19 protein-coding genes and 1 pseudogene are annotated in these 25,130 nt (G+C 72.8%); 7 read left to right on the forward strand and 13 right to left on the reverse strand.

The window, feature by feature from the left end:
- Window positions 1-133: 133 nt before the first annotated feature.
- Both ACFU3E_RS32510 and ACFU3E_RS32515 read right to left on the reverse strand, forming a co-directional pair.
- Window positions 134-217, reverse strand: a pseudogene (locus ACFU3E_RS32510) (oxidoreductase); the annotation flags it as partial.
- A 50-nt stretch (window positions 218-267) separates the two neighbouring features.
- Window positions 268-468, reverse strand: coding sequence for a hypothetical protein (locus tag ACFU3E_RS32515; RefSeq protein ID WP_384166435.1), 201 nt, complete (start codon window positions 466-468; stop codon window positions 268-270).
- A gap of 179 nt (window positions 469-647) precedes the next feature.
- On the opposite strand from ACFU3E_RS32515, the gene ACFU3E_RS32520 reads away from it, so the two are divergent.
- Both ACFU3E_RS32520 and ACFU3E_RS32525 read left to right on the forward strand, forming a co-directional pair.
- Complete coding sequence (locus ACFU3E_RS32520; protein WP_384166512.1) at window positions 648-1,922, forward strand: sensor histidine kinase; 1,275 nt, start codon at window positions 648-650, stop codon at window positions 1,920-1,922.
- A gap of 103 nt (window positions 1,923-2,025) precedes the next feature.
- Window positions 2,026-2,703, forward strand: a complete 678-nt coding sequence (locus ACFU3E_RS32525) for a response regulator (RefSeq protein ID WP_384166438.1) — start codon at window positions 2,026-2,028, stop codon at window positions 2,701-2,703.
- Between the two features lie 16 nt (window positions 2,704-2,719).
- Here the strand turns inward: ACFU3E_RS32525 and ACFU3E_RS32530 are convergent, their stop codons facing one another.
- The gene (locus ACFU3E_RS32530; protein WP_384166441.1) at window positions 2,720-3,742 is read right to left on the reverse strand and encodes a Gfo/Idh/MocA family oxidoreductase; all 1,023 of its coding nucleotides are present in this window, start codon (window positions 3,740-3,742) and stop codon (window positions 2,720-2,722) included.
- A 128-nt stretch (window positions 3,743-3,870) separates the two neighbouring features.
- Between ACFU3E_RS32530 and ACFU3E_RS32535 the strand changes: the two genes are divergently transcribed.
- From ACFU3E_RS32535 to ACFU3E_RS32555, 5 genes are all read left to right on the forward strand, one after another.
- The gene (locus ACFU3E_RS32535; protein WP_384166515.1) at window positions 3,871-4,608 is read left to right on the forward strand and encodes a GntR family transcriptional regulator; all 738 of its coding nucleotides are present in this window, start codon (window positions 3,871-3,873) and stop codon (window positions 4,606-4,608) included.
- A gap of 108 nt (window positions 4,609-4,716) precedes the next feature.
- A complete protein-coding gene (locus ACFU3E_RS32540; protein WP_384166444.1) occupies window positions 4,717-5,865 on the forward strand; it encodes an ROK family glucokinase in 1,149 nt (382 codons plus the stop codon).
- The gene (locus ACFU3E_RS32545; RefSeq protein WP_384166447.1) at window positions 5,862-6,443 is read left to right on the forward strand and encodes a sugar kinase; all 582 of its coding nucleotides are present in this window, start codon (window positions 5,862-5,864) and stop codon (window positions 6,441-6,443) included. Before ACFU3E_RS32540 ends, ACFU3E_RS32545 begins: the two co-directional genes overlap by 4 nt.
- 250 nt (window positions 6,444-6,693) lie before the next feature.
- Window positions 6,694-9,525, forward strand: a complete 2,832-nt coding sequence (locus ACFU3E_RS32550; protein WP_384166449.1) for a DEAD/DEAH box helicase — start codon at window positions 6,694-6,696, stop codon at window positions 9,523-9,525.
- Window positions 9,522-12,314 (forward strand): SWIM zinc finger family protein, encoded by a 2,793-nt coding sequence (locus ACFU3E_RS32555; RefSeq protein ID WP_384166452.1) that lies wholly within the window; start codon window positions 9,522-9,524, stop codon window positions 12,312-12,314. The genes ACFU3E_RS32550 and ACFU3E_RS32555 overlap by 4 nt, the downstream gene beginning before the upstream one ends.
- Before the next feature lie 99 nt (window positions 12,315-12,413).
- Here ACFU3E_RS32555 and ACFU3E_RS32560 read toward each other — a convergent pair whose 3' ends face one another.
- The 10 genes from ACFU3E_RS32560 to ACFU3E_RS32605 all read right to left on the reverse strand — a co-directional run bounded on the left by ACFU3E_RS32560 (window position 12,414) and on the right by ACFU3E_RS32605 (window position 25,067).
- A complete protein-coding gene (locus tag ACFU3E_RS32560) occupies window positions 12,414-14,324 on the reverse strand; it encodes an anthranilate synthase family protein (RefSeq protein WP_384166518.1) in 1,911 nt (636 codons plus the stop codon).
- 74 nt (window positions 14,325-14,398) lie between these two features.
- Window positions 14,399-15,022, reverse strand: coding sequence for an isochorismatase family protein (locus ACFU3E_RS32565; RefSeq protein WP_384166455.1), 624 nt, complete (start codon window positions 15,020-15,022; stop codon window positions 14,399-14,401).
- Between the two features lie 123 nt (window positions 15,023-15,145).
- The gene (locus ACFU3E_RS32570; protein WP_384166458.1) at window positions 15,146-16,318 is read right to left on the reverse strand and encodes a 3-deoxy-7-phosphoheptulonate synthase; all 1,173 of its coding nucleotides are present in this window, start codon (window positions 16,316-16,318) and stop codon (window positions 15,146-15,148) included.
- Window positions 16,319-16,363: 45 nt separating this feature from the next.
- Window positions 16,364-16,825, reverse strand: coding sequence for a PhzA/PhzB family protein (locus tag ACFU3E_RS32575; protein ID WP_384166461.1), 462 nt, complete (start codon window positions 16,823-16,825; stop codon window positions 16,364-16,366).
- 494 nt (window positions 16,826-17,319) lie between these two features.
- Complete coding sequence (locus ACFU3E_RS32580; RefSeq protein ID WP_384166464.1) at window positions 17,320-19,431, reverse strand: MMPL family transporter; 2,112 nt, start codon at window positions 19,429-19,431, stop codon at window positions 17,320-17,322.
- A gap of 748 nt (window positions 19,432-20,179) precedes the next feature.
- The gene (locus ACFU3E_RS32585; RefSeq protein ID WP_384166467.1) at window positions 20,180-20,689 is read right to left on the reverse strand and encodes a PhzA/PhzB family protein; all 510 of its coding nucleotides are present in this window, start codon (window positions 20,687-20,689) and stop codon (window positions 20,180-20,182) included.
- Between the two features lie 267 nt (window positions 20,690-20,956).
- Window positions 20,957-21,607, reverse strand: coding sequence for a phenazine biosynthesis FMN-dependent oxidase PhzG (gene phzG, locus ACFU3E_RS32590; protein WP_384166470.1), 651 nt, complete (start codon window positions 21,605-21,607; stop codon window positions 20,957-20,959).
- Between the two features lie 28 nt (window positions 21,608-21,635).
- A complete protein-coding gene (locus tag ACFU3E_RS32595; RefSeq protein WP_384166473.1) occupies window positions 21,636-22,472 on the reverse strand; it encodes a PhzF family phenazine biosynthesis isomerase in 837 nt (278 codons plus the stop codon).
- A 243-nt stretch (window positions 22,473-22,715) separates the two neighbouring features.
- Window positions 22,716-23,939 (reverse strand): FAD-dependent monooxygenase, encoded by a 1,224-nt coding sequence (locus ACFU3E_RS32600; protein WP_384166476.1) that lies wholly within the window; start codon window positions 23,937-23,939, stop codon window positions 22,716-22,718.
- A gap of 195 nt (window positions 23,940-24,134) precedes the next feature.
- Window positions 24,135-25,067 (reverse strand): aromatic prenyltransferase, encoded by a 933-nt coding sequence (locus tag ACFU3E_RS32605; protein ID WP_384166479.1) that lies wholly within the window; start codon window positions 25,065-25,067, stop codon window positions 24,135-24,137.
- Between the last annotated feature and the right edge of the window lie 63 nt (window positions 25,068-25,130).

Genomic DNA, 25,130 nt, shown 5'->3' on the forward strand with positions numbered 1-25,130 from the left:
TCCCGGCGGCGTCTGTTCGGCCCCCTCACCCAGGAGGGCACGAGCCGGAGGGCGGCACCCCACCTGGAACGGGGCGGCTGAACCAGGCCCGCGGGGCCCCCCGGCCGCACGCCCCCGGGGCGCCCCGCGCGCCTCACGCCGCGTGACCTCCGTCCACCGAGAACTCCGCCCCGGTCACGTACGTCGCCCCCGCCAGGTAGGCGACCATGGACGCCACCTACGGCTGCTGAACCCCGCCGGACCCCGGGCCGGTCGTCCGTCCGCTGCTCAGACGGACTTCCGGCTCCCGGCCGCCGCGAACAGGGCGCCGCCCAGCACGAGCAGCGCGACGCTCGCGTAGATCTCGTAGCCGTCGAGGAACCCCAGTCGCCGCACCAGGCCCCAGTTCCAGTCGGTGAACTCGTGCACCAGGCCCGCCACACCCTGGACCAGGGCGAGGAGGCCGACAATCTCCAGTACCTGCTTCATGCCGGCAGCCTCGTCCCGCGGACCCCCCACGCACATCGGCCGCGGGACGGGCACCCGGGGACGGAAGTCCCCGCTCCGGCGCCCCGGCCGCATCGAAAGTCCGCGACGTGGCGACTTTGGTCGACGATCCCGCCCGACGGCGGGTGGGACTGGCCCTCGGCTGCGTAGATTTGGCGCTCGTGACTGGTGACGACGTGGGGCAGGCCCCCCGGGTGGCGGTGGGAGAGGCGCCCGCGCTGTTCACCGGGCGCAGATGGTTCTTTCCGTCCGCCCTCCTGCACGAACTCGACCCCGACTCCGCACGGGCCGGGCGGCGGCCCCGGCGCACCGCCCGCGACTGGGTCGTCGACTTCTCCTGCTTCCTGCTGGCCGTGGCGGTGGGCGCCCTGGCCATCGACGCGCTCGTCGACAACCCCCATGTGCCGCACGCGCTGGCGGTCGTCGACCAGGTGATCGGCGCGCTGGCCTGCGCGGCGGTCTGGCTGCGCCGTCGCTGGCCGCTGGGGCTGGCCGTGGCGATGACCGCCGTCGCCTTCGCCTCGGACACCGCGGGCGGTGCGGCCCTCATCGCCCTGTTCACCCTGGCCGTGCACCGGCCCTTCCGGTACGTGGCCTGGGTGGGCGGCATCAACGTGGCGCTGGTGCCCCTCTATTACTGGGTGCGCCCCGACGCGGAGCTCCCCTACCTGGTGAGCGTCCTCTTCGTCGTGGTGCTCACCGGGGCGATCGTCGGCTGGGGCATGTTCGTACGGGCCAAGCGGCAGCTCATGGTGAGCCTCAGGGACCGTGCCCGGCGCGCCGAGACCGAGGCGCGGCTGCGGGCCGAGCAGGCGCAGCGGCTCGCCCGGGAGTCCATCGCACGGGAGATGCACGACGTGCTCGCCCACCGGCTGACGCTGCTGAGCGTGCACGCGGGCGCCCTGGAGTTCCGGCCCGACGCGCCCCCGGCGGAGACGGCGCGGGCGGCGGGCGTGATCAGGGAGAGCGCGCACGAGGCGCTCCAGGACCTGCGGGAGATCATCGGCGTGCTGCGGGCGGGCGAGCCCGACGACACGGGCCGGCCGCAGCCGACGCTCGCGGCGCTGGACACGCTGGTCGCCGAGTCCCGCGAGGCCGGCATGACAGTCTCCCTCGACCAGCGCGTCGAGGATCCCGGCGCCGTCCCGTCCATCGTCGGCCGCACCGCCTACCGGATCGCCCAGGAAGGCCTGACCAACGCGCGCAAGCACGCCCCCGGCACGGAGGTCACGGTGACCGTCACCGGCGCACCCGGCACCGGCCTCATCGTCCGCGTGCACAACCCGCCGCCCGAGGGCGAGGTGCCGCACGTACCCGGCTCCGGGCAGGGCCTGATCGGCCTGACGGAGCGGGCGACCCTCGCGGGCGGCCGGCTGGAGCACGGGCACACACCGGGGGGCGGGTTCGAGGTGCGGGCGTGGCTGCCGTGGGGGTGAGCACCTGCCGTTCGGCCGTCAACCCCGTGCGCAGGAAAGGGCGTTGGCGCACCGTCGCCCGTCCGGGCCCGCCGCCCGGCCCGGCCGTGATTACGTAAGGCCCATGACTGCGATCAGACTGCTCCTCGTCGACGACGACCCGCTGGTGCGGGCCGGGCTGTCCCTCATGCTGGGCGGCGCCGACGACATCGAGATCGTCGGCGAGGCCGCCGACGGCGCCGAGGTGGAGGCCCTCGTCGACCGCACCCGCCCGGACGTCGTGCTCATGGACATCCGGATGCCGACGGTGGACGGCCTCACGGCCACGGAGCGGCTGCGTGCCCGCAAGGACGCCCCGCAGGTGGTGGTGCTCACCACCTTCCACGCCGACGAGCAGGTGCTGCGCGCGCTGCGCGTGGGCGCCGCCGGGTTCGTCCTCAAGGACACCCCGCCCGCCGAGATCCTCGCCGCGGTGCGCCGGGTCGCGGCCGGCGACCCGGTCCTGTCTCCCACGGTCACCCGACAGCTGATGCGGCACGCCGTGGGCACCGCGGCCGACACCCGCCGCACCCGCGCGCGGGACCGCATGGCCGTCCTCAACGACCGCGAGCGCGAGGTCGCCGTCGCGGTCGGCCGGGGCCTGGCCAACGCCGAGATCGCCACCGGCCTGTTCATGAGCGTCGCCACCGTGAAGACGCACGTCTCACGGATCCTGGCCAAGCTCGACCTCAACAACCGGGTGCAGATCGCGCTGCTCGCCCACGACGGGGGGCTCCTGGAGGAAGAGCGGGAAGAGCACTGACCGGCGCGGCTCGCCGTCAGGCGAACGCGGGCGGGGAACCACCGGCGATCTCCGCGAGGTGCACCGGCCTGCGCTCCCGCCGCGACAGTTCGCACGCTTCGGCGATCCGCAGCGCCTGCAGCGCCTCGCGCCCGTCGCAGGGGTTGGCCCGCTCGCCCCGGACGACCTCGACGAACGCGTTCAGCTCCGCCTCGTAGGCGGGGCCGAACCGTTCCAGGAAGCCCGTCCACGGCTTGTCCGCGGCCGGGGGGCCGGTCGGCTCGGTGGACGCGATCGGCGTTCGGTCGTCCAGGCCGACCACGATCTGGTCGCGTTCCCCGGCGAGCTCCATGCGCACGTCGTAACCGGCGCCGTTCATCCGGCTCGCGGTGAGGGTGGCGAGGGTGCCGTCGTCCAGGGTGAGGAGCGCGGCGGCGGTGTCGACGTCGCCCGCCTCGCGGAACATCCGGGGACCGGCGTCGGACCCGGCGGCGTAGACGTCCGTCACCTCCCGGCCGGTCACCCAGCGCAGGACGTCGAAGTCGTGGATCAGCGTGTCCCGGTACAGCCCGCCGGACAGCGGAAGCCACGCCGCTTCCGGCGGCGCCTGGTCGCTGGTCAGGGCCCGCACGGTGTGCAGCCGTCCCAGCCGGCCGGACCGCACGGCCTCGCGCGCACCCGTGTAGCCGGCGTCGAAGCGACGCTGGAAGCCCATCTGGAGAACCGTCCCGGCCGCCTCGACCTCGGCGATCGCGCTCAGGGACCCCGGCAGATCCAGCGCGATGGGCTTCTCGCAGAACACCGGCAGACCCGAGCGTGCTGCCCGACCGATCAGTTCGGCGTGGGCCGACGTCGCCGTCGTGATCACCACCGCGTCGACCCCCCAGCGGAAGATCTCCTCCACGCCGGGCGCCGCCGTCTCGCCCAGCCGGTGCGCCAGTTCCTGGGCCCTGGCGGCGTCCGCGTCCGTGAGGATCAGGGAGCCGACGTCGCGGTGCCGACTGAGCGTGTTCGCGTGGATGGTGCCGATGCGGCCCGTACCGATGACGCCGATGCGCATGAAAACAAAGTGCGTGCACAATGCGCCGCTGTCAATCTGTATGTCCGGACAATCTGACTACACGACTTCCCGTCAACAACGCACAGAGCTACGCTCGGCCCGTGCCGAAACCAGAAGTGGACCCGACCGTGCAGCTCGAGCTGAGCGTGGACCGCAGCTCCCCCGTGCCGTTGTACTTCCAGCTGTCCCAGCAGCTGGAGGCCGCCATCGAGCACGGCACGCTGACCCCCGGCAGCCTGCTGGGCAACGAGATCGAACTCGCCGCCCGGCTCGGCCTGTCCCGGCCGACCGTCCGCCAGGCGATCCAGTCGCTCGTCGACAAGGGGCTCCTCGTACGCCGCCGCGGCGTGGGCACCCAGGTCGTGCACAGCCAGGTCAAGCGCCCGCTGGAGCTCAGCAGCCTCTACGACGACCTGGAAGCGGCCGGCCAGCGCCCGGCCACCAGGGTCCTCGTCAACACGCTCGTCCCCGCCTCCGCCGAGGTCGCCGCCGCACTCGGCGTCGCCGAGGACAGCGACGTCCACCGCGTCGAACGCCTCCGCCTCGCCCACGGCGAGCCCATGGCCTACCTCTGCAACTTCCTGCCCCCCGGCCTCATCGACCTCGACACCGACCAGCTGGAGTCCACGGGCCTCTACCGCCTGATGCGAGCGGCGGGCATCACCCTGCACAGCGCCCGCCAGTCGATCGGCGCCCGGGCGGCGACGACGGAGGAGGCGGACCGGCTGGCGGAGGAAACGGGCGCGCCGCTGCTGACCATGCAACGCGTCACGTTCGACGACACGGGCCGAGCAGTGGAGTACGGCACACACACGTACCGCCCGACGCGCTACAGCTTCGAATTCCAGTTGCTGGTGCGCTCCTGAGGGACGCGGGGAACTGCGCGACCAGCCCCCACCGGCCCGCGCCCGACGACGATCCGCACCACCCCGCCGCTCCGCACCCTGCCTCCCCGTGAGGCAGAATCGGCGGCGATGAGCACCTACCGCGACTTCACCGCCCCCATCGGCTCCCGCCGTGCCACCGTGCTCCGCACCGTCGGCACCCGGGAGCGCCGCTCGCACCTGACGGCTCCCCGCGTGCCCACGGTCGGCATCGACATCGGCGGTACGAAGGTGATGGCGGGCGTCGTCGACGCCGACGGCAACATCCTGGAGATGCTCCGCACGGAAACCCCGGACAAGTCCAAGAGCCCCAAGGTCGTCGAGGACACCATCGCCGAGCTGGTTCTCGACCTCTCCGACCGGCACGACGTGCACGCCGTCGGCATCGGCGCGGCCGGCTGGGTGGACGCCGACCGCAACCGGGTGCTGTTCGCCCCCCACCTGTCCTGGCGCAACGAACCGCTCCGCGACCGCCTCTCGGGCCGGCTCTCCGTCCCCGTCCTCGTGGACAACGACGCCAACACCGCCGCCTGGGCCGAGTGGCGCTTCGGCGCCGGCCGCGGCGAGGACCACCTCGTCATGATCACGCTCGGCACCGGCATCGGCGGCGCGATCCTGGAGGACGGCCAGGTCAAGCGCGGCAAGTACGGCGTCGCCGGCGAGTTCGGCCATATGCAGGTCGTGCCCGGCGGCCACCGCTGCCCGTGCGGCAACCGCGGCTGCTGGGAGCAGTACAGCTCCGGGAACGCCCTGGTCCGCGAGGCCCGCGAGCTGGCCGCCGCCGACTCGCCCGTCGCGTACGGGATCATCGAGCACGTCAAGGGCAACATCGGCGACATCACCGGCCCGATGATCACCGAGCTGGCCCGCGACGGCGACGCCATGTGCATCGAGCTGCTCCAGGACATCGGCCAGTGGCTCGGCGTCGGCATCGCCAACCTCGCCGCCGCCCTCGACCCCTCCTGCTTCGTGATCGGCGGCGGTGTCTCGGCCGCCGACGACCTGCTGATCGGCCCCGCCCGGGACGCCTTCAAACGCCACCTCACCGGCCGCGGCTACCGCCCCGAGGCCCGCATCGTCCGGGCCCAGCTCGGCCCCGAGGCCGGCATGGTCGGCGCCGCCGACCTCGCCCGGCTGGTCGCCCGCCGCTTCCGCCGCGCCAAGCGCCGCCGCGTGGAGCGGTTCGAGCGCTACGAGCGGTACACACAGTCGCTGCGCAGCAGCCAGGAGACGCCGTGACCGCCTCCCTGCCCCACCAGGGATCCTGGCCCGACGAGCCGGACCGTCCGGTCGAGGACCGCCGCCGCATGATCCGCCGCAGGGCCCTCACCCTGCTGATCATCGTGCTGCTCATCGGCATCCCGGCCGGCTACCTCGTGATCTCCGCGAACCAGAGCCGCGACAGCGGCAAGGACAAGGAGGAGAAGTACTCGGCGACCGGCCTGACCGAGGGCTGGCCCTCCAAGCTCCAGCGCAGGATCTACCAGGTGCCCGTCCCGCACCCGGCCTGGCACGTCGCGTACTACGAGACCAACAACTGGAGGACCAGCCGCCTCTACACGCAGTTCGAGACCAACGCGGCCGGCCTGGACGCCTACCTGACGGGCCTGGGCGTGACCCGCGAGGACCTGAACGAGGGCGACATCACCATCAGCGCCCGGGCCCGCAAGGTCACCGGCTGGAAGTTCCCCGAGGGCGACGCCTGGTACGGCTTCGTCCACCGGCAGAAGAAGCCGGCCCCCACGCACGACGTGGTCGTCGACCTGTCCAACCCGGCGTACCCCTGGGTGTACGTCGTGTCCCGGACCGTGCCCTAGTGCCGCGGCAGGCGACGTTCGCCCCGTCGCGGCGTCCGGTGCCTCCACTCGCCGCACCGGGCACAAGCGCAAGTACGTCCAATACGAGGGCGTGCACCCGGCACGCCGAGAGCACGCACCGGACGCCGCTCCTTGACGGGCGAAGGTCGCCTGCCGCGGCACCAGCCCGCCGCCGGGGCCGATTGTCGGACCCCGCCCGTAGAGTCGGAGACAACTGATCCGACACGCGGGGCGGGAGGTGGCAGGACGTATGGGAGAGACGGCTCTGGTGGCCGAGCGGGCGGGGGACGCGACGGTCCCGGTCCGGCTCCCGGCCCTCTTCCTGCCCGCGCCGCTCCCGCGCGAGGGGCGCATCGCCTTCTGGGACCCCGAGGGCGAGTCCCTGCCCGCCGAGGACACCGAGCTGACCGTCGTGCGACGGCACGGCGCCGGAGTCCGGCGGCGCACCACTCCCGCGCTGACCCTCCCTCTCGACGCGGCCCTGCCGCTCCTCGTGCGCGCCCGGCACGACCCCGCGGCCCACCCCGCCACCGCCTGCTGGGGCGCCGCCGCCCTGCACGCCCTGCGGCTGACCGCCCGCGGCCGTCTGCTGCCCGGCCTCACCGCCACGGGCCACGACGCCTGGCGGGCCGGCCCCCTCGACCCGGACGACATCGCGCACCTGCGCGCGGTGGCCGCCGCCCTGCCCTACGAGGGCCACGCCGTGCCGCTGCCCGGCCCCGGCCCCATCCGGCTGCCCGAACCGGAAGCACTGGTGCGCGCCTTCCTCGACGCGGTCGCCGACACCCTGCCCCGCACCCCGGCCGCGCCCCACACCTCCGGCCGTCCCTTCGCGGCCCGCGAGGCCCAGCACCTGCCCACCGCGCACGACTGGGCCGCCGAGGTCGCCGCCGGCATGGACGCCGGCGTGCGGGTCTCGCTCCGCCTGGACCTGTCGGCGTACGACCTCTTCGACGACGCCTCCGACGGTGGTGCCCGCGGCGCCGGCGCCGCGATCGTCCAGGTGCACAGCCTTGCCGACCCCACCCTCGTGGCCGACGCGGCGGCCCTGTGGGCGGGCGGGGCCGACGACGCGTTCGGTCCCCGCGCGCGCGTGGACGCGGCCCTCGCCGTCCGCCGCGCGGCCCGCGTCTGGCCCCCGCTCGACCGGCTCGCCGACCAGGACGTGCCCGACGTGCTGGCCCTGACCGAGGACGAGCTGAGCGACCTGCTCGGGGTCGCGGCCACCCGGCTCGCCGCGGCCGGGGTCGCCGTGCACTGGCCGCGGGACCTCGCGCAGGACCTGTCCGCCGCGGCGGTGGTCCGTCCGGCGCCCGGCTCGGCGACCGACGGCACCGGCTTCTTCGAGAGTGAGGACCTCCTCCAGTTCCGCTGGCAGCTTGCGCTCGCCGGCGACCCGCTCACCGACTCCGAGATGGACGCCCTCGCCGAGGCCCACCGCCCGGTCGTCCGGCTGCGCGACCAGTGGGTGCTGGTCGACCCGGCGCTCGTCCGAAAGGCCCGCAAACGGGACCTGGGCCTGCTCGACCCGGTCGACGCGCTGTCCGTCGCCCTCACCGGCACGGCCGACGTGGACGGCGAGACGGTCGAGGCCGTCCCCGTCGGCGCGCTCGCCGCCCTGCGCGACCGCCTGACCGCGGGGATCCGCCCGGCCGAACCGCCCCCCGGCCTTCAGGCGACCCTCCGGGACTACCAGCTCCGCGGCCTGGCCTGGCTCGACCTGATGACCACCCTCGGCCTCGGCGGCTGCCTCGCCGACGACATGGGCCTCGGCAAGACCGTCACCCTCATCGCCCTGCACCTGAAGCGGGCCCGCCGCGAACCGACCCTGGTCGTCTGCCCGGCCTCCCTGCTGGGCAACTGGCAGCGGGAGATCACCCGCTTCGCCCCCGGCGTTCCCGTCCGGCGCTTCCACGGCCCGGACCGCACCCTCGACGGCCTGGACGGCGGATTCGTCCTCACCACCTACGGCACCATGCGCTCGGCGGCCCCCACCCTGTCCGAGCGCCCCTGGGGCATGGTCGTCGCCGACGAGGCGCAGCACGTCAAGAACCCCTACTCGGCCACCGCCAAGGCGCTGCGCACGATCCCGGCACCCGCGCGCGTGGCCCTGACCGGCACGCCCGTCGAGAACAACCTCTCGGAGCTGTGGGCCCTGCTCGACTGGACCACCCCGGGCCTCCTCGGCCCGCTGAAGTCCTTCCGTGCCCGGCACGCCCGCGCCGTGGAGAACGGCGAGGACGAGGAGGCCGTGGAGCGCCTGGCCCGACTGGTCCGGCCCTTCCTGCTGCGCCGCAAGAAGTCCGACCCGGGCATCGTGCCGGAACTGCCGCCCAAGACGGAGACCGACCACCCCGTCCCGCTCACCCGCGAACAGGCCGCGCTGTACGAGGCGGTGGTCCGAGAGTCGATGCTCGCCATCGAGACGGCCGAGGGCATGCCCCGCCGCGGCCTGGTGCTGAAGCTGCTCACGTCGCTGAAGCAGATCTGCAACCACCCGGCGCTGTTCCTCAAGGAGGGGCACACCTCGGCCGCGGGCGACCGGCTCGCCGCCCGCTCCGGCAAACTCGCCCTGCTGGACGAGCTGCTGGACACCCTGCTGGCCGAGGACGGGTCCGCCCTCGTGTTCACCCAGTACGTCGGGATGGCCCGCCTGATCACCTCCCACCTGGCCACCCGAGCGGTCCCGGTCGACCTCCTGCACGGCGGCACGCCGGTCCCCGAGCGGGAGCGCATGGTGGACCGCTTCCAGGCCGGTGCGACGCCGGTCCTGGTGCTGTCGCTCAAGGCGGCCGGCACCGGCCTGAACCTCACCCGGGCGGGACACGTCGTCCACTTCGACCGCTGGTGGAACCCGGCTGTCGAGGAACAGGCCACCGACCGCGCCTACCGCATCGGCCAGACCCAGCCGGTGCAGGTCCACCGCCTCGTCACCGAGGGCACCATCGAGGACCGCATCGCCGAGATGCTCCAGTCCAAGCGCGCCCTGGCCGACGCCATCCTCGGCACCGGCGAGTCCTCCCTCACGGAACTGACGGACCGGGAGCTGTCCGACCTGGTGTCCCTGCGGAGGTCGTCATGACACCCCGCCCTGCCGACGAAGCCCGCCGGGCCCTGCGGGAGGCCCGGGAGCGGGCAGCCCAGGACCCCGCCCCGGCCCCGGCCTGCCGCCCGGAGCCGTCCCCGGCCGGAGAACCCGCCGACCAGTCAGAAGCACCCAGGCCGGCAGACGCGGCGCGCCAGGCCCTGCGGAGGGCGGTGTCCGAGCAGCGGGGGAGCGGGCGGGGCGCGGCGGGGCCGGCGGACGAGACGGACGGTGTGGACGGGGCCGGGGATGCCAGGGCGGGGGAGGACATCGTTGCGCCCGGGGGCGCTGTGGTCTCCCGGGCTGCCGCGATCGACGGCGGGGTGGAGGGCTCAAACGCATCCGAGATCGCTGGTGATGCTGAGGCCGCCGGGCGTCAGGACGGCAGTGCGCCCGAGGGCACCGGCGCCGCCGGGGTCGCCTGTGGGCCGGAGGACGTGGGGGCCCCCGAGGCCGTCCGTGGGCCGGAGACCGCTGGTGCGCCGAAGGACACCCCGGCGGCCGCGACGCCGGAGCCGCAGGCATCCGGCGACCCGCGGACGAGCACAGCGCGGGCCACCCCGGCCGGTGCGGCCCCCGCACGGTCCTCGGCCCAGGCGGGTACCGAGGCGCGTGCGGCGGACGTCGCGCGAGAGGCGCTGCGCGCGGCGCGGGACGAGGCGCGGCGGGCCCGGGACGAGACCGAGCGGGAAGGTGCCCGCCGTAGGCGCCGGGCCCGGCAGAGCGCCGTGGACGACAGAGCGGCGGCTGCGCGACGGGCGGGCGCAGAAGCCCCTGGCGGGGGCGTGCGTCACGTACGTCAGTCGCTGTCCGACGCGTTCCGGATGCCGAGCCTGCCGGACGCGACCACCGACGACGCATGGCGGACGACCGGGCAGGGTGGCGAGACCTTCCGCATGACCGACCTGCTGCACGGCCCCGCCGACCGAAGCCCGGAGACGCCGGACGGCGAGCACGGCCTGGCCGGACCCAGCCCGGAGACGCCGGTCGGCGAGCATGCCCCAGCGGTGCCGAGCCCGGAGACGCCGGACAGGGACGGGAGCCCGGGTCCTTGGTCCGAGCCCTCGGCCGCCCCGGCGGGGACCCGCGCCCCGGCACCCGGTGGCCCGAACCCAGCCACACACCTGGACGCCCCGGCACCCGGTGGCCCGAACCCAGCCACACACCTGGACGCCCCGGCCCCCGGAGGCCCGGGCCCCGCCGTGCGCACGGACACCCCGCCGCCCGGTGACCTGGGCCCCACCCCGCACCCCGACGCCCCGGCGCCCGGGGAACCAGTCCCCACTCCGCACGACGCCGCGGCACCCCGGGATCCGGACCCCACTCCGCACCCCGACGCCCCGGTGACGCCTGCCCCGGCTCCGGTGGCGACCCCGGTTCCGAGCTACGCCCTGCCCCGCCACCCCGTGCCTCCGAGCTCCGCGACCGGCGACCCCACACCGCCGCCCCCGCCCACCAGGCCGACCCCGCCCACGACCGTGGCGTCCCACACCTCTCGGTCCCATCGCTCCGCCCGGTCCTCCCGCTCCATGGCCGCCCCCACCCGCGACCACGAACTCCGCCGCACCTTCCCGCCCTTCCCACCCCGGGACGGCGACCGCTTCGCCGAGAGCTGGTGGGGAAACGCCTGGGTCGGCGCGCTGGAGCAGGGTGCGCTGGACATGAAGCGGCTGGAACGCGGGCGGGGCTACGCCGCGCAGGGGCATGTCGACGCCATCACCGTCACGCCCGGACTCGTACTGGCCTACGTCCAGGGCAGCCGCCCCCGCCCCTACCGCGTCCAGGTACGCCTGCGCACGCTCGACGACACCGGCTGGGACCGCTTCCTGGACGCCGCCGCCGACCGCCCCGGGCACATCGCCGCGCTGCTCGACAAGGAGATGCCCCAGTCCCTCGCGGAGTGCGGCGTGCCGCTGCTGCCCGGCCCCGGTGACCTGGACCCCCGGTGCAGCTGCCCCGACCGCGGCCACCCCTGCAAGCACGCGGCCGCCCTCTGCTACCAGACCGCCCGGCTGCTCGACGCCGACCCCTTCGTCCTGCTCCTGCTGCGCGGCCGGGGCGAGCGGGACCTGCTCGACGCGCTGTCCCGGCTGAGCGCCACCCGCGCGGCGCGCGTCGCGCAGGACAGAGGCCCGGCGCCCCTGCCCGGCATGCGGGCCGCGGAGGTCCTCGCGTCGCACGTCCGTCCGCCCCTCCCCACCCCACTGGCCCCGCCCGCGCACCCCGAGCAGCCCCCGGCCTACCCGGCGGCCCCGGGCGGCCCGGACCCCTTCGCACTGGACCAGCTGGCCACGGACGCCGCCGCCCGCGCCCACGCCCTGCTCAGCACCGGCCGTGACCCGGTCGGACAGCTGACCTTCTGGCAGGACGCGGTCCGCCTGGCCGCCGCCCGCCCAGGCTCGGGACTCACCGCCGGCACTCGGTCGCTCTACTCGTCCCTCGCGTCCGCCGCGGGCCGCACCCCCTCCGAGCTGGCCCGCGCGGTCGCCGCCTGGCGTCAGGGCGGGTTGGAGGGCCTCGCCGTACTGGAGGAGCCGTGGGACCCGCCCGCCGGGCGGTTCGACCGGGCCCGCCCCCTCCTGCTGGCCGCCGATCTGCCCGCCTTCCGCCCCTGGCGCAACCACCTCACCCACCCCGGGGGCCACGTCCAGCTCCGCCTCGGCCGCGACGGTCTCTGGTACGCCTACGAGTCCGAGCCGGGCCACGACGACTGGTGGCCGAGAGGCACCCCCGACCTGGACCCGGTCGGCGTCCTCACCGGCCTCGGCCTGCCCAGCGACCACTGACCCGGGTGGCCGGCGCACATGCCGGGCGCCGGCCGAGGGCCTCGGGACAACGGGGGGCACCGGCCGGGGGCCTCGAGTCGATCCGGCGGCCCCGCGGCCTCACCGGTCGAGCACCGCCCGCAAGGCTTCGGTGAACAGCCGGGGCCCGTCGACGGTGAGGACCGATTCGGCGTGGAACTGGAACGAGGCGAAGTGCGGGCCGCGCAGCATGTCCACCTCCCCGGTGGCCGGGTCCCGGCTGACCCGTACCCGACCCACCCGGGGCACATCGCGGAAGTCGGTGTGGCTGACGGCGGCGAAGGTGTTGTAGTACCCGACCCGCTCGTACCGGCCGAAGAGGTCGATGCCGCGCTGCACGCCCTGGTTGGGCTCGGTCCGCCGCACCAGGTCGAAGCCGAGTCTGAGGCTGAGTACCTGGTGGCTCAGGCAGACCGACAGGAAACGGATCCGTTCGTCCAGCAGCCTCGCCATCGCCGCGTCCAGCGCCGCGATCTTCGGATCGTCACCGGCGAGCGGATCACCCGGGCCGGGCCCCATCACGACGAGGTCGTACCCGTCGAGGGCGTACGGCTGGTCGTAGCGCAGGACCTCCGCGGCGAGCCCGAGCGCTTCCAGCTGCTGCACGATCATCGCGGTGAAGGTGTCCTCGGCGTCGACCACCAGGACCTTCAGCCCCTCCAGCGCGGGCACGGTCAGAGACCGGGCGGCCGTTGACGCCAGCCAGAAGTCGGCGATGCCGGTGTTACGGCTGCCCAGGGCGTCCCGCACCACGGGATGATCCGCGAACCGGGGGACGGCCGGTGCAGGGCTGCCGCCGGGCCCCGGTGCCGGCCCCGGGCCGGGGTCCGCGCCCAGCGCGTCGAGCAGTCCGGCCGCCTTGGCCCGGGTCTCGGCCGCTTCCCCGTCCGGGGACGAATGGCGCACCAGGGTCGCCCCGACGGCGATGGCCATGCGTCCGTCCGGCGCGATGTCGGCGGTGCGGATCAGGATGGCCGAGTCCAGCGACCGGCTGCCCGACGGCTCCCGGCTGATCAGCGCGGCGACTCCGCTGTAGTAGCCGCGTCCTTGGGGCTCGTGCCGTGCGATGACCCGGGCCGCGCTCTCCACCGGGCTGCCCATGACGGTCGGCGCGAACAGGCTCTCGCGCAGGACCTCCCGTACGTCCCGGCGGGTGCGGCCCTCGATGAAGTACTCGGTGTGGGCGAGCCGCGCCATCTCCTTGAGGAAGGGGCCGGTGACCCGGCCGCCGTCCTCGCAGATGCGGGACATCGTCTTCAGTTCCTCGTCGAGCACCATGTACAGCTCGTCGGTCTCCTTGCGGTCCCTCAGAAACGCCGTGAGGCCGTCCAGCGTCGGACCGCCGGACGGGTAGCGGTAGGTGCCACTGATGGGGTTCATCACCGTGTGGCCCTCGTGGACCGAAATGTGGCGCTCCGGGGTGGCTCCGACGAACGCCCGGCCGTTCACGTGGACGGCGAACGTCCAGTAGGCGCTCTGCTCCAGCGCGATCAGCCGCCGGAAGACGGCCAGCGCGTTGTGCGCCGAATCGCCGCCGAGGTCCGCCAGCAGCGTGCGCTTGATGACGAAGTTGGCCCCCTCGCCACTGCCGATCTCGTCCGTCACGACACGCCGCACCACGTCGGCGTAGTCCTCGTCGGACAGGTCGAAGTGCTGCCCGGACAGGGCGACCGGGGTGTCGGGCAGCCGGGAGAGGACTTCCGGCATCGGCAGCACGGCCTGCTCCGTGACGGTGAGGGCGATCAGAGGCGCCCCGTCGTCCGGAGCGGCGAGGCCCCGCTCGGTGAGCTGCCGGTAGGGCACCAGGATCAGTGCGTCATGTGCCGTGGCGTCCCGCGGGCCGTCCGGCTCCGGCAGCGGCAGACCGCCCAGCGAGGTGGGGTGCGAGACCTCACCGAGCAGGATGTCGACCGTGCCCGGGGCGTTCGTCTCCGGCCGGTGCAGCAGCGCGAAGTCGGGCGGCGTGGGCCCGGCCAGCAGCCGGTCGAGCAGATCGGGTTCGCCCCGTCGGCCCGGTGCGTCGACGGCGTCACGCCCCGGGGCATGCCGCTCCGTGTGCCGGGCGGTCACCCGAACACCTCCGCGCTCAGGGTGACCATTCCGCACCGGCCGGCCACGTAGTCCAGCGTGAGCCGATGGTGGTCGGCGGAGAAATCGGCGACGGCGTCGGCGGCCAGAAACACCTGGATGTCGTGGCTGAACGCGTCGATCGCCGTGGCCAGCACACCGATGTGGGCGTAGACCCCGCACAACACGAGCTGGTCGCGCCCCTCGGCCCGCAGTCTCTCCAGCAGGCCGGACCGGAAGAAGGCACTGTAGCGCCGTTTGGTCAGCATCCAGTCGCCCTCGGCGGGGGCCAGCTCGGGCACGACTTCCCGGTCCTCGGGGGTGGTGCGCATGCCCGGGCCCCAGAAGTCCCGGAGCAGCCCGCGCTCCTGCTGTGTCATCCCGCCGGGCTGCGCCGAGTAGGCGACCGGGGCTCCGAGGCTCGCGGCCCGCTTGCGTAACAGCGCGGCGTTGTGGGTGAGCTGCGAGCGGAGGGCGTCGGGCAGCGGCCGCAGGAAGAAGTGCTGCATGTCGTGAACCATCAGTGCCGCGCGATCGGGGTCCGGTGTCCAGTCGGCCACATTGGCCGGCAGGCTGTCCGCCGTCGGCATGGCGTACGGGGCGATGACAGGTATGCCAACCACGAGTCGGTCCTTTCAATGACGGTGGGGACGAGGTTGGGAGACGGGAAAGGTGCCCGCGGCGCCGTCCGGGTGCGCGGGAGTGCCCGGCACCGCGGCGGCGACGCCCGGAGAGTCCCGCGACGCTCAGAGAGTCGCGGCCCACGCCGATACGAGACGCAGGGCCTGTTCCGAATTGAGCCGGGGATCGCAGAACGTGGTGTGCCGATCGCCCACCATGCCGAGTCCGGAGATGTCGGCGGCGCATTCGGTGACGTCGTCCGGGGTCGTCTCCAGATGCAGCCCACCGTTGACGCCGCCGACCGTCGCCATGACGTCGCTGAAGCCCTGGACCTCGGCGATCATCGCGTCCAGCAACCGGGTCTTGTGTCCGTCGGGACTGGTGATGGTGTTGCCGTGCATGGGGTCGCAGAGCCAGATCACGGGGTGTCCGGCCGCCCGTACCGCCTCCACCAGCGGGGGCAGCCGGCGCGACACGAACCCCGAGCCCATCCGGGCGATCAGGACGAGACGACCGGGCAGCCGTGCCGGATCGAGCCGGGCGGCCTGGGCGGTGATGTCCTCGGTCGTCACGCCCGGGCCGACCTTGCAGGCGACGGGGTTGACGATGTCGGCGAGCATGCGGGCGTGAGCGCCGTCCGGCTGACGCGTCCGCTCTCCGATCCACGGCAGGTGAGCGGAGCCCAGGAACAACTGGTCGGCTCCCGCGGGCCTGAGCATCGGTAACTCGAAGTCGAAGAGCAGCGCCTCGTGGCTGGTCCACACCCGTTCGGCGTCCGGGCGGCCCGCGTTGACCGCGGCGAGTTCGCGCACCACGTCCTGGGCGGCCCGGTAGCACATGAGAATGCGTTCCGGGTCCGGGCGCCGGAGGTCGGGGTCGGGTTCCGGCGCGTTGACCATGTGACCGCGGTAGACGGGGAGGGTGATGTCGCCGACCTGTTCCACCGGCTTGGAGCGGGGTTTGGCGAACTGCCCGGCGATCCGCCCGATCCGGATGACGGGCGCCCCGGTGACCGTGGCCGCCGCTTCGGCGAGCCCGTCCAGCAGCGCAGTCTTGCGCCGGACGTGGTGGGGCGTCGACTCCGCCGGGTCCTCGGCGCAGTCGCCGGCCTGGAGGACGTGCGCCGCGCCCGCAGCGACGTCGGCGAGCAGGCGCCGCAGCAGTGCCACACCGTCAGCGGTGACCAGCGGTGGAGAGACGCTGAGGGTGTCCCGTACTCGCCCGACCGGGCCGGGGTCCTCCCACCGGGGCTGCTGAAGGGCCGGTGACGCGTGGATGTCCTGGGCTTTCGTACGCACGGTCTCCCCCTGTGGGCTCGAGGATCGACGATCGGGCGGAGGGCATCAGGTCGGGATGCCCTCCCGGCGGACCGCGGGGACCTCGATGCCCAGTGCCCGGAACTGCTGGCAGGGGTTCATGAACTCGCGCTGCTGCTTGATCTTGCCGTTCTCGAACAGGAACGAGTGCAGGAAGTGGTTGCGGTAGTGCCCCGGCGGATAGCCCGGGAAGAGGATCTTGCCCTCGCCGTCGCATTCGACCCAGAACCGGTCGGGATCCTGGGTGTCGAAGATCTCGACGTTGATCCACGCCCAGTCCGGGAAGCACTTCAGCGACCAGACGGCGTGCTCACCGAGCCGGTCCCGGCCACGGATGACGATGGGTTCGCCGCTCTCCGTGGTCCACAGGCCGCCGGTGCCGTCCTCCGTGAACAGCAGGTGCCGTTCAAGGCGATCCTGGCCACGGGTGTTCATGTACCGCGCGACGACAGCCCGGTTGTGGTCGCGTATCTCTTTGTCGTCGGACATGGGCGGCCTCACTTTCCACTGCTCGGGTGGTGGGAGCTGCATTGATCGTGCGCGCGTCCTTGCCGGCCACCGCGCCGCCGTGGTCCTGCCGGGGAATGCCCAGGCGGAAACCGGCGTACTGCCGTGGTCAAAGGTCGGGCACAACCACGTACCACCGTGTGGCAGCGGACTTGTGAAGCTCTTGGCAGACGGACGGGTCGCTCCGGTCGTACGGGCGGAAGCGTCCGGGCGTGCGGGCGTGATGCGCGGACGGTCGGTCAGCGGTGCCCGGGCGGCCCCGTGCCGGGCAGCAGGCGACGCTCGTCAGGGCGCCCTGCGGCATCTCCGGGTGCAGCCTTGCCGGGCGGTGATACCGGCCGCTGTCGTCCTCGCACGGGCGGCGTCGGGGACGGCACGGAAAGGGCGGCGATTTCCCGCAAGCCGTCCCGGGACGGCCCCTCCAACCGTTCCCGGGCCTCCCGGCCGACGCCGGAAGGCCCGAGGCGGATCGGCCGTCACGTGCTCCTGAGAGCGGGTTCGAGGTCGGGCCCGCCCGCCGGCGACTGGGCAGGGTCCTGATTCCTGAACAGCTTGCTGGGCCACCACATCCAGCGGTCCACGTCCAGGGTCAGCGCGGTGACCAGCACCGAGCGGACGATCATGGTGTCCAGCAGCACGCCGAACGCCACCGCGAATCCGAGCTCCGCCGCGAAGACCAGCGGCAAGGAGGCCATCGCGGCGAAGGTGCCGGCCAGCACCAGACCCGCCGAGGTGATCACACCCCCCGTGGTGGACAGACCCGTGAGCGCGCCGCGCCGGGTGCCGTGCAGCAGAGCCTCCTCGCGTACCCGGGTGACGAGGAAGATGTTGTAGTCGATGCCCAGGGCGACCAGGAACACGAACGTCAGGAGCGGGAAGGAGGCGTCCGCTCCGGCGAAGCCGAACACGTGGTTGAACATCAGGCTGCTCACGCCGAGGGCCGCACCGAACGACAGCACCACCGTCGCCATGAGCAGCAGGGGTGCGACGATCGCCCGCAGCAGCGACGCGAGGATCAGGAACACCACGACCAGCACGATGGGGATGATCACCTTGGAGTCGCGGGAAGCCGCTTCCCGTGTGTCGAGCATGATCGCCGTGTTGCCGCCGACCTGGGCGTCCGCACCCTCGACGCCGTGGACCGCGGTCCTGGCCTTCTCGACGGTGCCCAGCGCGGCCGTGCTGCTGGGAGCGTCCTCGAGCTCCCCGAGCATGAGGGCCTGACCGTCCTTGACCGTCGGTGGGGAGACCTCGGCGATTCCCGGGACGCCGGACAGCGCGGTGCTCACCCGCCCGGCCGAGGATGCCTCGGCCACGACGTAGATGGGGTCGCCCGATCCGGCCGGGAAGTGCCTGCTCTGGATCTCCTCGCCGACGGCCATCTGGGGCTTGTTGGTGAACTGGTCCTTGTTGGACAGCCCGTCCGCCTTGAGCCCGAACGCTCCGATCGCCATGACGGCGAGGACGAGCGTGGTGCCGATCCACACGATCCGCGGCCGGCGGGAGACGGCGGTGCCGACCCGGTCCCAGATGCTCTCCTTGGTCTTCTCGGCCGATCCGTACGACGGCCTCACCGGCCAGAAGATCCAGCGGCCGCAGATGACCAGCAGGGCCGGCATCAGCGTGACCGTGGCGAGCAGTCCGACGAGGATGCCCACGGCACAGGCCGGCCCGAGCCCCTGGGTCGAGTTGAGGGTGGCGAGCATCAGCAGCATCAGGCTGACCGCGACGGTCGCGGCGCTGGCGATGATGGCGGGACCGGAGCGGTGCAATGCTTCGGCCATCGCCTCGTGCCGGTCCTCGTGCCGCCGCAGCTCCTCCCGGTAGCGCGAGGTGAGCAGGAGTGCGTAGTCGGTGGCGGCCCCGAACACCAGGACGGTCAGGATGAAGCTGGTCTGCGTGTTGGCGACGAGTCCGGCGTGCTTCGCCAGCAGATAGATCACCGCCTGCGCGGTGATCAGAGCGCTGCCCGCGGTCAGCAGGGGCAGCAGGGGCAGCACCGGACTGCGGTAGGTCAGCAGCAGGATCACGACCACGACCAGGGCCGTGATCGCTGTCAGAGCGCCTTCTCCGCTGAACGCCGTGATCGAGTCGGACGCGTAGCCGGCCGGTCCGGTGACGTGGAACCCGAGACCGTCGGCGTTCTCCTCGCCGACCTCGGTCATCGCGCCGACAGCGTCGTGGATTCCCTCCCAGCCACTGTCGTCGTTCTGGACCTGGACCACGGTCTGGAGGGCCTTGCCGTCCTGGGACTGCACGGGGCCCTGCGGCTGCCCCACGACCAGGTCGACGCCCTTGAAGGCTTCGGCGTCGGCCCGGGCCTTGGCCATGTCGGCAGCGGTGACGCCCTCGGGGCGGTCGTAGACGACGATCGCCGGCACGGTGCTGGCGGGCTGGAACTTCATGGCCCGCTCGACGACCGCGGTCGACTCCGCGTCACCGGGCAGCCAGGCCGCGCTGTCGTTCTCCTGAACGTCGCCGAGCTTGCCGGCCAGCATGAGTGCCGGGACCAGCAGGGCTACCCAGAGGGCGAGGATGACCCATTTGGCCACCCTGCCGCTGGGTAAGGACGTCAGTTTTCGCATCATGTGAATTTCCTCAGCGATGGGTCGACATGAGAGTGCTTGCCGGGACGGGCGACGCCGTGGATCCCGCACATGCGGTCGCCGTCGGCACCGGGGCCGGCGGTCTCGGGGACCTTGCCCGAGCGAGGACCGGCTGCGGCGGGCGGGCGGCCTCGTCCCCGCGGTGGAGCGGCCGAAGGCCACCCGCCGCCTGAGGGGAGGGCACCGTAGAGCGCGGCGGAACGTTCCTGTGGAGCGTCGGTGGGCGCCGGCCGCCGGTTCAGTCGGCCATGGCCCCCCGGAGGTTCACGGCGACGGCCTGCGGCGGCCTGCCGGCGAGGGCCCGGTGCGCCGCGACCTGCACCGGGCGGGCACGCCGGCCGACGATCCGCTCCGGGTCCGGTGCCTGAACCGGTCGTCCACGACAGCGGCTCACAGCGCTCGCCGGACACCTGTGCCGTGGTGTCTGCCACCGGATCCGCCGCTTCCCGTGGGCCGCATCAGGACAAGGCCGCTGCAAGTCTCGCGGGGGGTCGGGCACTGTGGAGCCTCCCGTCGAGGACAGGTCCGAACTGGGGGCGGTCCAGGCACCGGGAGTGTGACATCCGCTCCAGACGTCATCTATATCACTTGCGGAAGCCTGCGGTGCCGGGCCCGTAGGGCACGAACGACCCGTGGCAACTGATCCGGCCAGACAGGCAGTTGTGACGTCCGGCCGCCAGGCCGGCCCTGCTGCGGACGCCGGCCCGTGGGTGCCGGCACAGCGGGCGGATCAGGAGGAGGGGATCCAGTCCCGCTTGATGTGCGGTGTCTCGATGCTGAGGGCACGCATGTGCTCGATCGGGTTGGTGTACTCGCGGCTGGAGACGATCCGTCCGTCGCGCAGCGTGAAGCCGTGGATGAAGTGGTTGCGGTAGCGGCCTTCGGGATAGCCGGGGAACCGGATCGTTCCTTCGCCGTCGCACTCGACCCAGATGACCGCCGGATCCTGCGTCTCGTAGAGGTGCACGTCGATCCACTGCCAGTCGGGCAACACCTTGAGGGAGAGCTCGCCGTGCCGCTTCAGATTCTCCCTGCCCTCCACGAGGATGGGCCGGCCGATGTCGGTGTTGAACAGACACGCGGACCCGTCGTCGGTGTAGAGGCGGTACCTGCGCAACCGGGCTTCCGCGCCGGTCTCCATGTACTGCTCCACTGCCCGCCGGTTGCGGGCCCGTAGGTCGTGGTGGTCGGTGAACACCGCTGCGGCAGTGCCGGGCTGGGGGTGCAGTGACGAGGTCATGGCCTCTCCTCGCGGGGTCGGTGGGGGCCTCTGCGGCCTTCTCGAGGCCGGAGCCGGTCGCGCGGGGCGGAGAAGGCGGAGAGGAAAATGGCGTGTTCGAGCTGCCCTTTCCGCCGTGTGCGACCGAGGGCCGAGGCCGGGGTGGAACTGGTGAGCGGACCGTGAAGAACACAACGAGGTCCCGCGCTGATCCCCGGATCACCTCGCATCGGGTGACCGGCGCCGGTGAGAACTCCGGGAGTTCGGGGGCGGCCGCGGTCTCGGGGCTCAGGGTTGCAGCCGGGTCGCCGTCCAGCCGTCGACGTCGCGTTCGTAACTCAGCCGCTGGTGCAGCCGATCGTGCCGCGCGTACCAGAACTCGATCCGGGCGGCGGCCACGTGGTAGCCGCGGTACCGCTCGGGGCGCGGCAGCGGTCCGGGCACGTCATGCAGGCGTTCGGCCTCGGTCCGCATGGCCACCGCGTCCTCGAGCGGCTCGCTCTGCCGCGACAGCGTGGTCATCGGATGGGCGGCTGGTGGACGCGCGTGCCAGAGCGCGTCGGACTCGGCGTCGGAGAGCTGCAGGACGGGCCCGCTGATGGTGATCTGCTGGCTGGTCTCCCGCCAGTAGAGCACCCCGGACGCCCACCCCGTCTCCGCCAGCTCGCGCCCCTTCCGGCTGGTGGCATGCGTTTCGAAGACGAAGCCGTCGTCCGTGACCCGGTTCAGCACGACGATCCGGCTGGAGGCCCGGCCCGCCGCGTTCGCCGTGGCGAGGGCCATCGCCTTCGGCTCTCTGACGTTCTGCTCCTGTGCGTACGCCAGCCAGTCGCGCAGCATCGGAATCGGGTCGGCCGGCGGGTCGTCGTACTCCTTGAAGACGAAGTCCAGCGACCCGGTGATGGACTCGGTCTTGCTGGCATTCCCGATCGCGCTCATCTGAGGCACCTCCGATGCGTCATGCGCGTCACACGTAGATCGTTCCTTGGGCGATGGTCACGCCGTTGCCGCCTACATCGACCGAGGAGACCTCATCGGCCTCGCGCCGGGCCACCGCCTTCATCAGCGAGGGCCGGCCCAGTTCCACGCCCTGGAGGATCTCGATCGTCTGCCCGTGGCCGGCCAGGCCGTGCCGCGCCAGGTGCAGCGCGAGCGGCCCGGCAGCCGAACCGGTGGCCGCGTCCTCGACCACGCCGTAGGCGGGCGAGAACATCCGGGTGCGCCAGTGCCGCCCCGATCCGGCGAAGCAGTTGGTCGCCATGTCGGGAAACGTCGCCAGCCGGCGGTGGTCCGGAGAGATCCGGGACAGCGCCGCCACGCTCTCCACGCCCACGAAGACATGACGGGGGCCGTTGCGGTAGATCTCCACGGGCAGCGTCGAGGACTCGACGCCGAGCGCGGCGAGCAGCTCGTCGGCGCGGTCGAACGGCTCCCAGGTGGGGACGGGCTGACGCATCCAGGCGGCGACGACCTCGCCGTCGCGGCGTTCGAGCGTGAAGGGGATGGCTCCCATGCGGGTTTCCAGCGACAGTTCGTTGCGCTTCGTGGCCGTGCCGAGAGCGATGGCGGTGCCCAGCAGCGGGTGGCCCGCGAACGGCAGCTCGTTGACCGGGGTGAAGATGCGGATGTGGGCGTCGCCGCCCGCCTTGGCACGCAGCACGAAGGTGCACTCCGAGAGGTGCATCTCCATGGCGATGCGCTGCATCGTGTCGGCCGAGAGGTCGTCGGCATCGAAGAAGACCGCTACGGGGTTGCCCTCCAGCGGCGTGCTCGTGAAAGCGTCCACCACCGTGTACGCGTGCATGGTGATCCTCCCTGGTGGGGCGAACGGGGGGGTGGTTCGTACGGGTGAGGACCCGTACGGATCGGCACCGGCTCGGCGTGGGACCGGCCCGCCGCCCCGGCCGGTGTCCCGGCGAACGGAGCCGGCAGGCCGGAGCCGCGGACGGGCGTGACCGGAACCCGCCCGGCACGCCCGTCCGCGACTCCGGTACGCGGGCCGCATTCTCCCGTCACCGTTCCTCGCAGGCCCGGGCAAGCGCGGGCTCTACGACCGTCCGGGCGGGGTCAGGGACGGACGGGCGTTGAGTTCGGTGACCTCGCCGTCGGCCTTCTGCCGGTACATCTCGGTGATGAAGGTGAGCTGACTGCGATTCAGCAGCATGCCCCCCGCCTGCTCCATCATGCGGCCCGCGAGGACGACCTCCGTGGACGCGGGCAGGCGAGTGCGCTCGTAGGCGGCGAGCGCCGACGCCGTGTCGCCGTCCGCCTGCGCCAGCTCGTGGGCGAGAACCCGCGCGTCGAGCACGGCCTGGGACGCGCCGTTGGCCCCGGCGGGATACATGGGGTGCGCGGCGTCGCCGAGCAGCGTCACCCTGCCGCGGCCCCACGCGGGGAGCGGCTCGCGGTCGACCATGGGGTACTCCAGGATGCGCTCGCTGCGCTCCAGCAGCTCCGGCACGTCGAGCCAGCCCAGCGACCAGCCTTCGTAGTGGGCCAGCACTTCCTTCAGCTGGCCCGTGCGGTGGTCGTCGACCGCGTCCACGGTGCCGTCCTCGGGGAGGGGGCCCGGCTCTCCGACGCGCACCAGGCAGACCCAGTTCGTCCGGTCCCGGCCGATCGGGTACGCGACCAGCGACGCCGTGCCGTCATGGGCGATCGCCATGGAACGGCCGGTCAGGAACGGCGGGATTCCTTGCGCCACGCCACGCCACATCCGCTGGCCCGACCAGCTCAGTGGCCCCTCGTCCGGGTGGAGCTGAGCGCGGACCGTCGAGTGCAGCCCGTCCGCGCCGACCAGCGCGGTGGCGTCGAGCGTCTCGACGGCGTCGGTCGCACGGTCCGTCACCCGGACACGGACGGTGCCGGGCCCCTCGGTGAAGTCCAGCAACCGGGTGCCGGTGCGCACGGCGTCGGGGCCGAGCCGTTCGCGGACGCGCTCCAGGAGCATCAGGTGCAGCTCACCGCGGTGGACGGAGTACTGCGGCCAGCGGTAGCCCTGGGCCAGGCCACGCGGCTCGGTGAAGAGCTCGTCGCCTGCACTGTCGCAGAACATGTGCTCGGCCGTGGCCACGCCGATGTCGGCCAGGTCGTCGCCGAGGCCGAGCTCCATCAGCTCGCGCACCCCGTGGGGGAGGAGGTTCATCCCGACGCCGAGCGGCTCGATGCGGCGGGCGCTCTCCACCACGACCGTGTCGATGCCCGCGGCGTGCAGGCTCAGCGCGGCCGTGAGCCCGCCGATCCCACCACCGGCTATGAGGACGGGTGTCATCGCTCGCCCCCCTCGACAGCGTCAGCCCCGGGGGCTCCCGGCCGGCCTGCGGTCCGCGGCCCTACGGCCGGTCGCGGACTCTCGGTTGTGGCGGCGCCTTCGTCTGCCTCGGTCATCCTCGGTCCCTTGTCCTCACTGGTTTCCTCGCTGGCAGGCCCGCGGCCTCTGACGGATTCCCGCGGCGACTGTCGTATGTCACGTCGCGGGTCGAACCCGGTCGGACAGCTTGGATGTCTTCTGATAGAACGACGCGAGTTTGTAGAACTCCTCGCTCGGCGACAGCGCGCCGGCGTAGGTGAGTACGCGCTCGCCGGTGTACGTGTACGGCGCGTTTCTCGCGAACTTTGCGATCTGCGGTTCGTAACGAGCGGGGAGGGCCGTCGGATCCGAGCTTCGGGCGGAGAAACAGATCCGCTCGGCCTTCGAAGAATCCCAGCCGAAGGTGGTGTACATCGCGAACGACGTCCGGATGAACTCCATCATCCGCTCGCTCGGTTCCGGCAGCCCGAACGTCCGGAGCACCGACAGGACGGTCTCCGGTTCGATGAATTCAGCGGGAAGCCCGCTGAAGTACACGTTCCACGTCCTGTGGGCGTAGTCGATCGCGATGGCCGACACCCTGTCGTCCAGGCCGTGGCTCGCGAAGAAGCCGGCATGCTCGGCCAGGGCCCGCGGCATGGACGGGATGCCGGTCAGCCTCGACAGCCCCTGCAGCTCACCCAGAGGGAACGATACGTAGGTCTTCTTGAAGCCGCCGACGATTCCGTAGTCCACCCCGTAACTGTCGACAGGGCACCGCCCCCGGACGTCCGAGAACAGGGTGCGGATGGGATGGTCCGTCTCTTCGACGAGGCCGTTCGACAGCGCGATGGCATAGGGGTCACCCGCGGCCGTGGGCACCGTGAAGTCGAAGGCGAGCTCACCTTTGTAGCGCTCGCCGGTCGCCATGCTGAACACGATGTGGCCGTCCGCGAGCCCGTCCCCGAAAGCGGCCAGGGCCGGCTGGACCTTGTCACGTGAGCAGGGCACATCCAGCAGCTGAGCCGTTTCCTCGACGGCCGCGTATATGTCTGCCGGCTCAGAGACTTCGGACATTTCCCCCTCCAGAAGGTCATCCTGCTTGCTCATGGGAACAGCGGACCCCCGTGCTCCATCGCCGTGAGGCGGATCGATCAAGGAATCTGCACAGCT

The organism is Streptomyces sp. NPDC057424, assembly GCF_042803315.1.
Classification (GTDB): domain Bacteria; phylum Actinomycetota; class Actinomycetes; order Streptomycetales; family Streptomycetaceae; genus Streptomyces.

What these genes read in the sequence shown, in the direction of transcription:
- ACFU3E_RS32515 (WP_384166435.1), bottom strand. Translation starts at nt 468, where the DNA reads ATGAAGCAGGTACTGGAGATTGTCGGCCTCCTCGCCCTGGTCCAGGGT.
- ACFU3E_RS32525 (WP_384166438.1), top strand. Translation starts at nt 2,026, where the DNA reads ATGACTGCGATCAGACTGCTCCTCGTCGACGACGACCCGCTGGTGCGG.
- ACFU3E_RS32530 (WP_384166441.1), bottom strand. Translation starts at nt 3,742, where the DNA reads ATGCGCATCGGCGTCATCGGTACGGGCCGCATCGGCACCATCCACGCG.
- ACFU3E_RS32540 (WP_384166444.1), top strand. Translation starts at nt 4,717, where the DNA reads ATGAGCACCTACCGCGACTTCACCGCCCCCATCGGCTCCCGCCGTGCC.
- ACFU3E_RS32550 (WP_384166449.1), top strand. Translation starts at nt 6,694, where the DNA reads ATGGGAGAGACGGCTCTGGTGGCCGAGCGGGCGGGGGACGCGACGGTC.
- ACFU3E_RS32555 (WP_384166452.1), top strand. Translation starts at nt 9,522, where the DNA reads ATGACACCCCGCCCTGCCGACGAAGCCCGCCGGGCCCTGCGGGAGGCC.
- ACFU3E_RS32575 (WP_384166461.1), bottom strand. Translation starts at nt 16,825, where the DNA reads ATGTCCGACGACAAAGAGATACGCGACCACAACCGGGCTGTCGTCGCG.
- ACFU3E_RS32580 (WP_384166464.1), bottom strand. Translation starts at nt 19,431, where the DNA reads ATGATGCGAAAACTGACGTCCTTACCCAGCGGCAGGGTGGCCAAATGG.
- ACFU3E_RS32585 (WP_384166467.1), bottom strand. Translation starts at nt 20,689, where the DNA reads ATGACCTCGTCACTGCACCCCCAGCCCGGCACTGCCGCAGCGGTGTTC.
- phzG (WP_384166470.1), bottom strand. Translation starts at nt 21,607, where the DNA reads ATGAGCGCGATCGGGAATGCCAGCAAGACCGAGTCCATCACCGGGTCG.
- ACFU3E_RS32595 (WP_384166473.1), bottom strand. Translation starts at nt 22,472, where the DNA reads ATGCACGCGTACACGGTGGTGGACGCTTTCACGAGCACGCCGCTGGAG.
- ACFU3E_RS32600 (WP_384166476.1), bottom strand. Translation starts at nt 23,939, where the DNA reads ATGACACCCGTCCTCATAGCCGGTGGTGGGATCGGCGGGCTCACGGCC.
- ACFU3E_RS32605 (WP_384166479.1), bottom strand. Translation starts at nt 25,067, where the DNA reads ATGAGCAAGCAGGATGACCTTCTGGAGGGGGAAATGTCCGAAGTCTCT.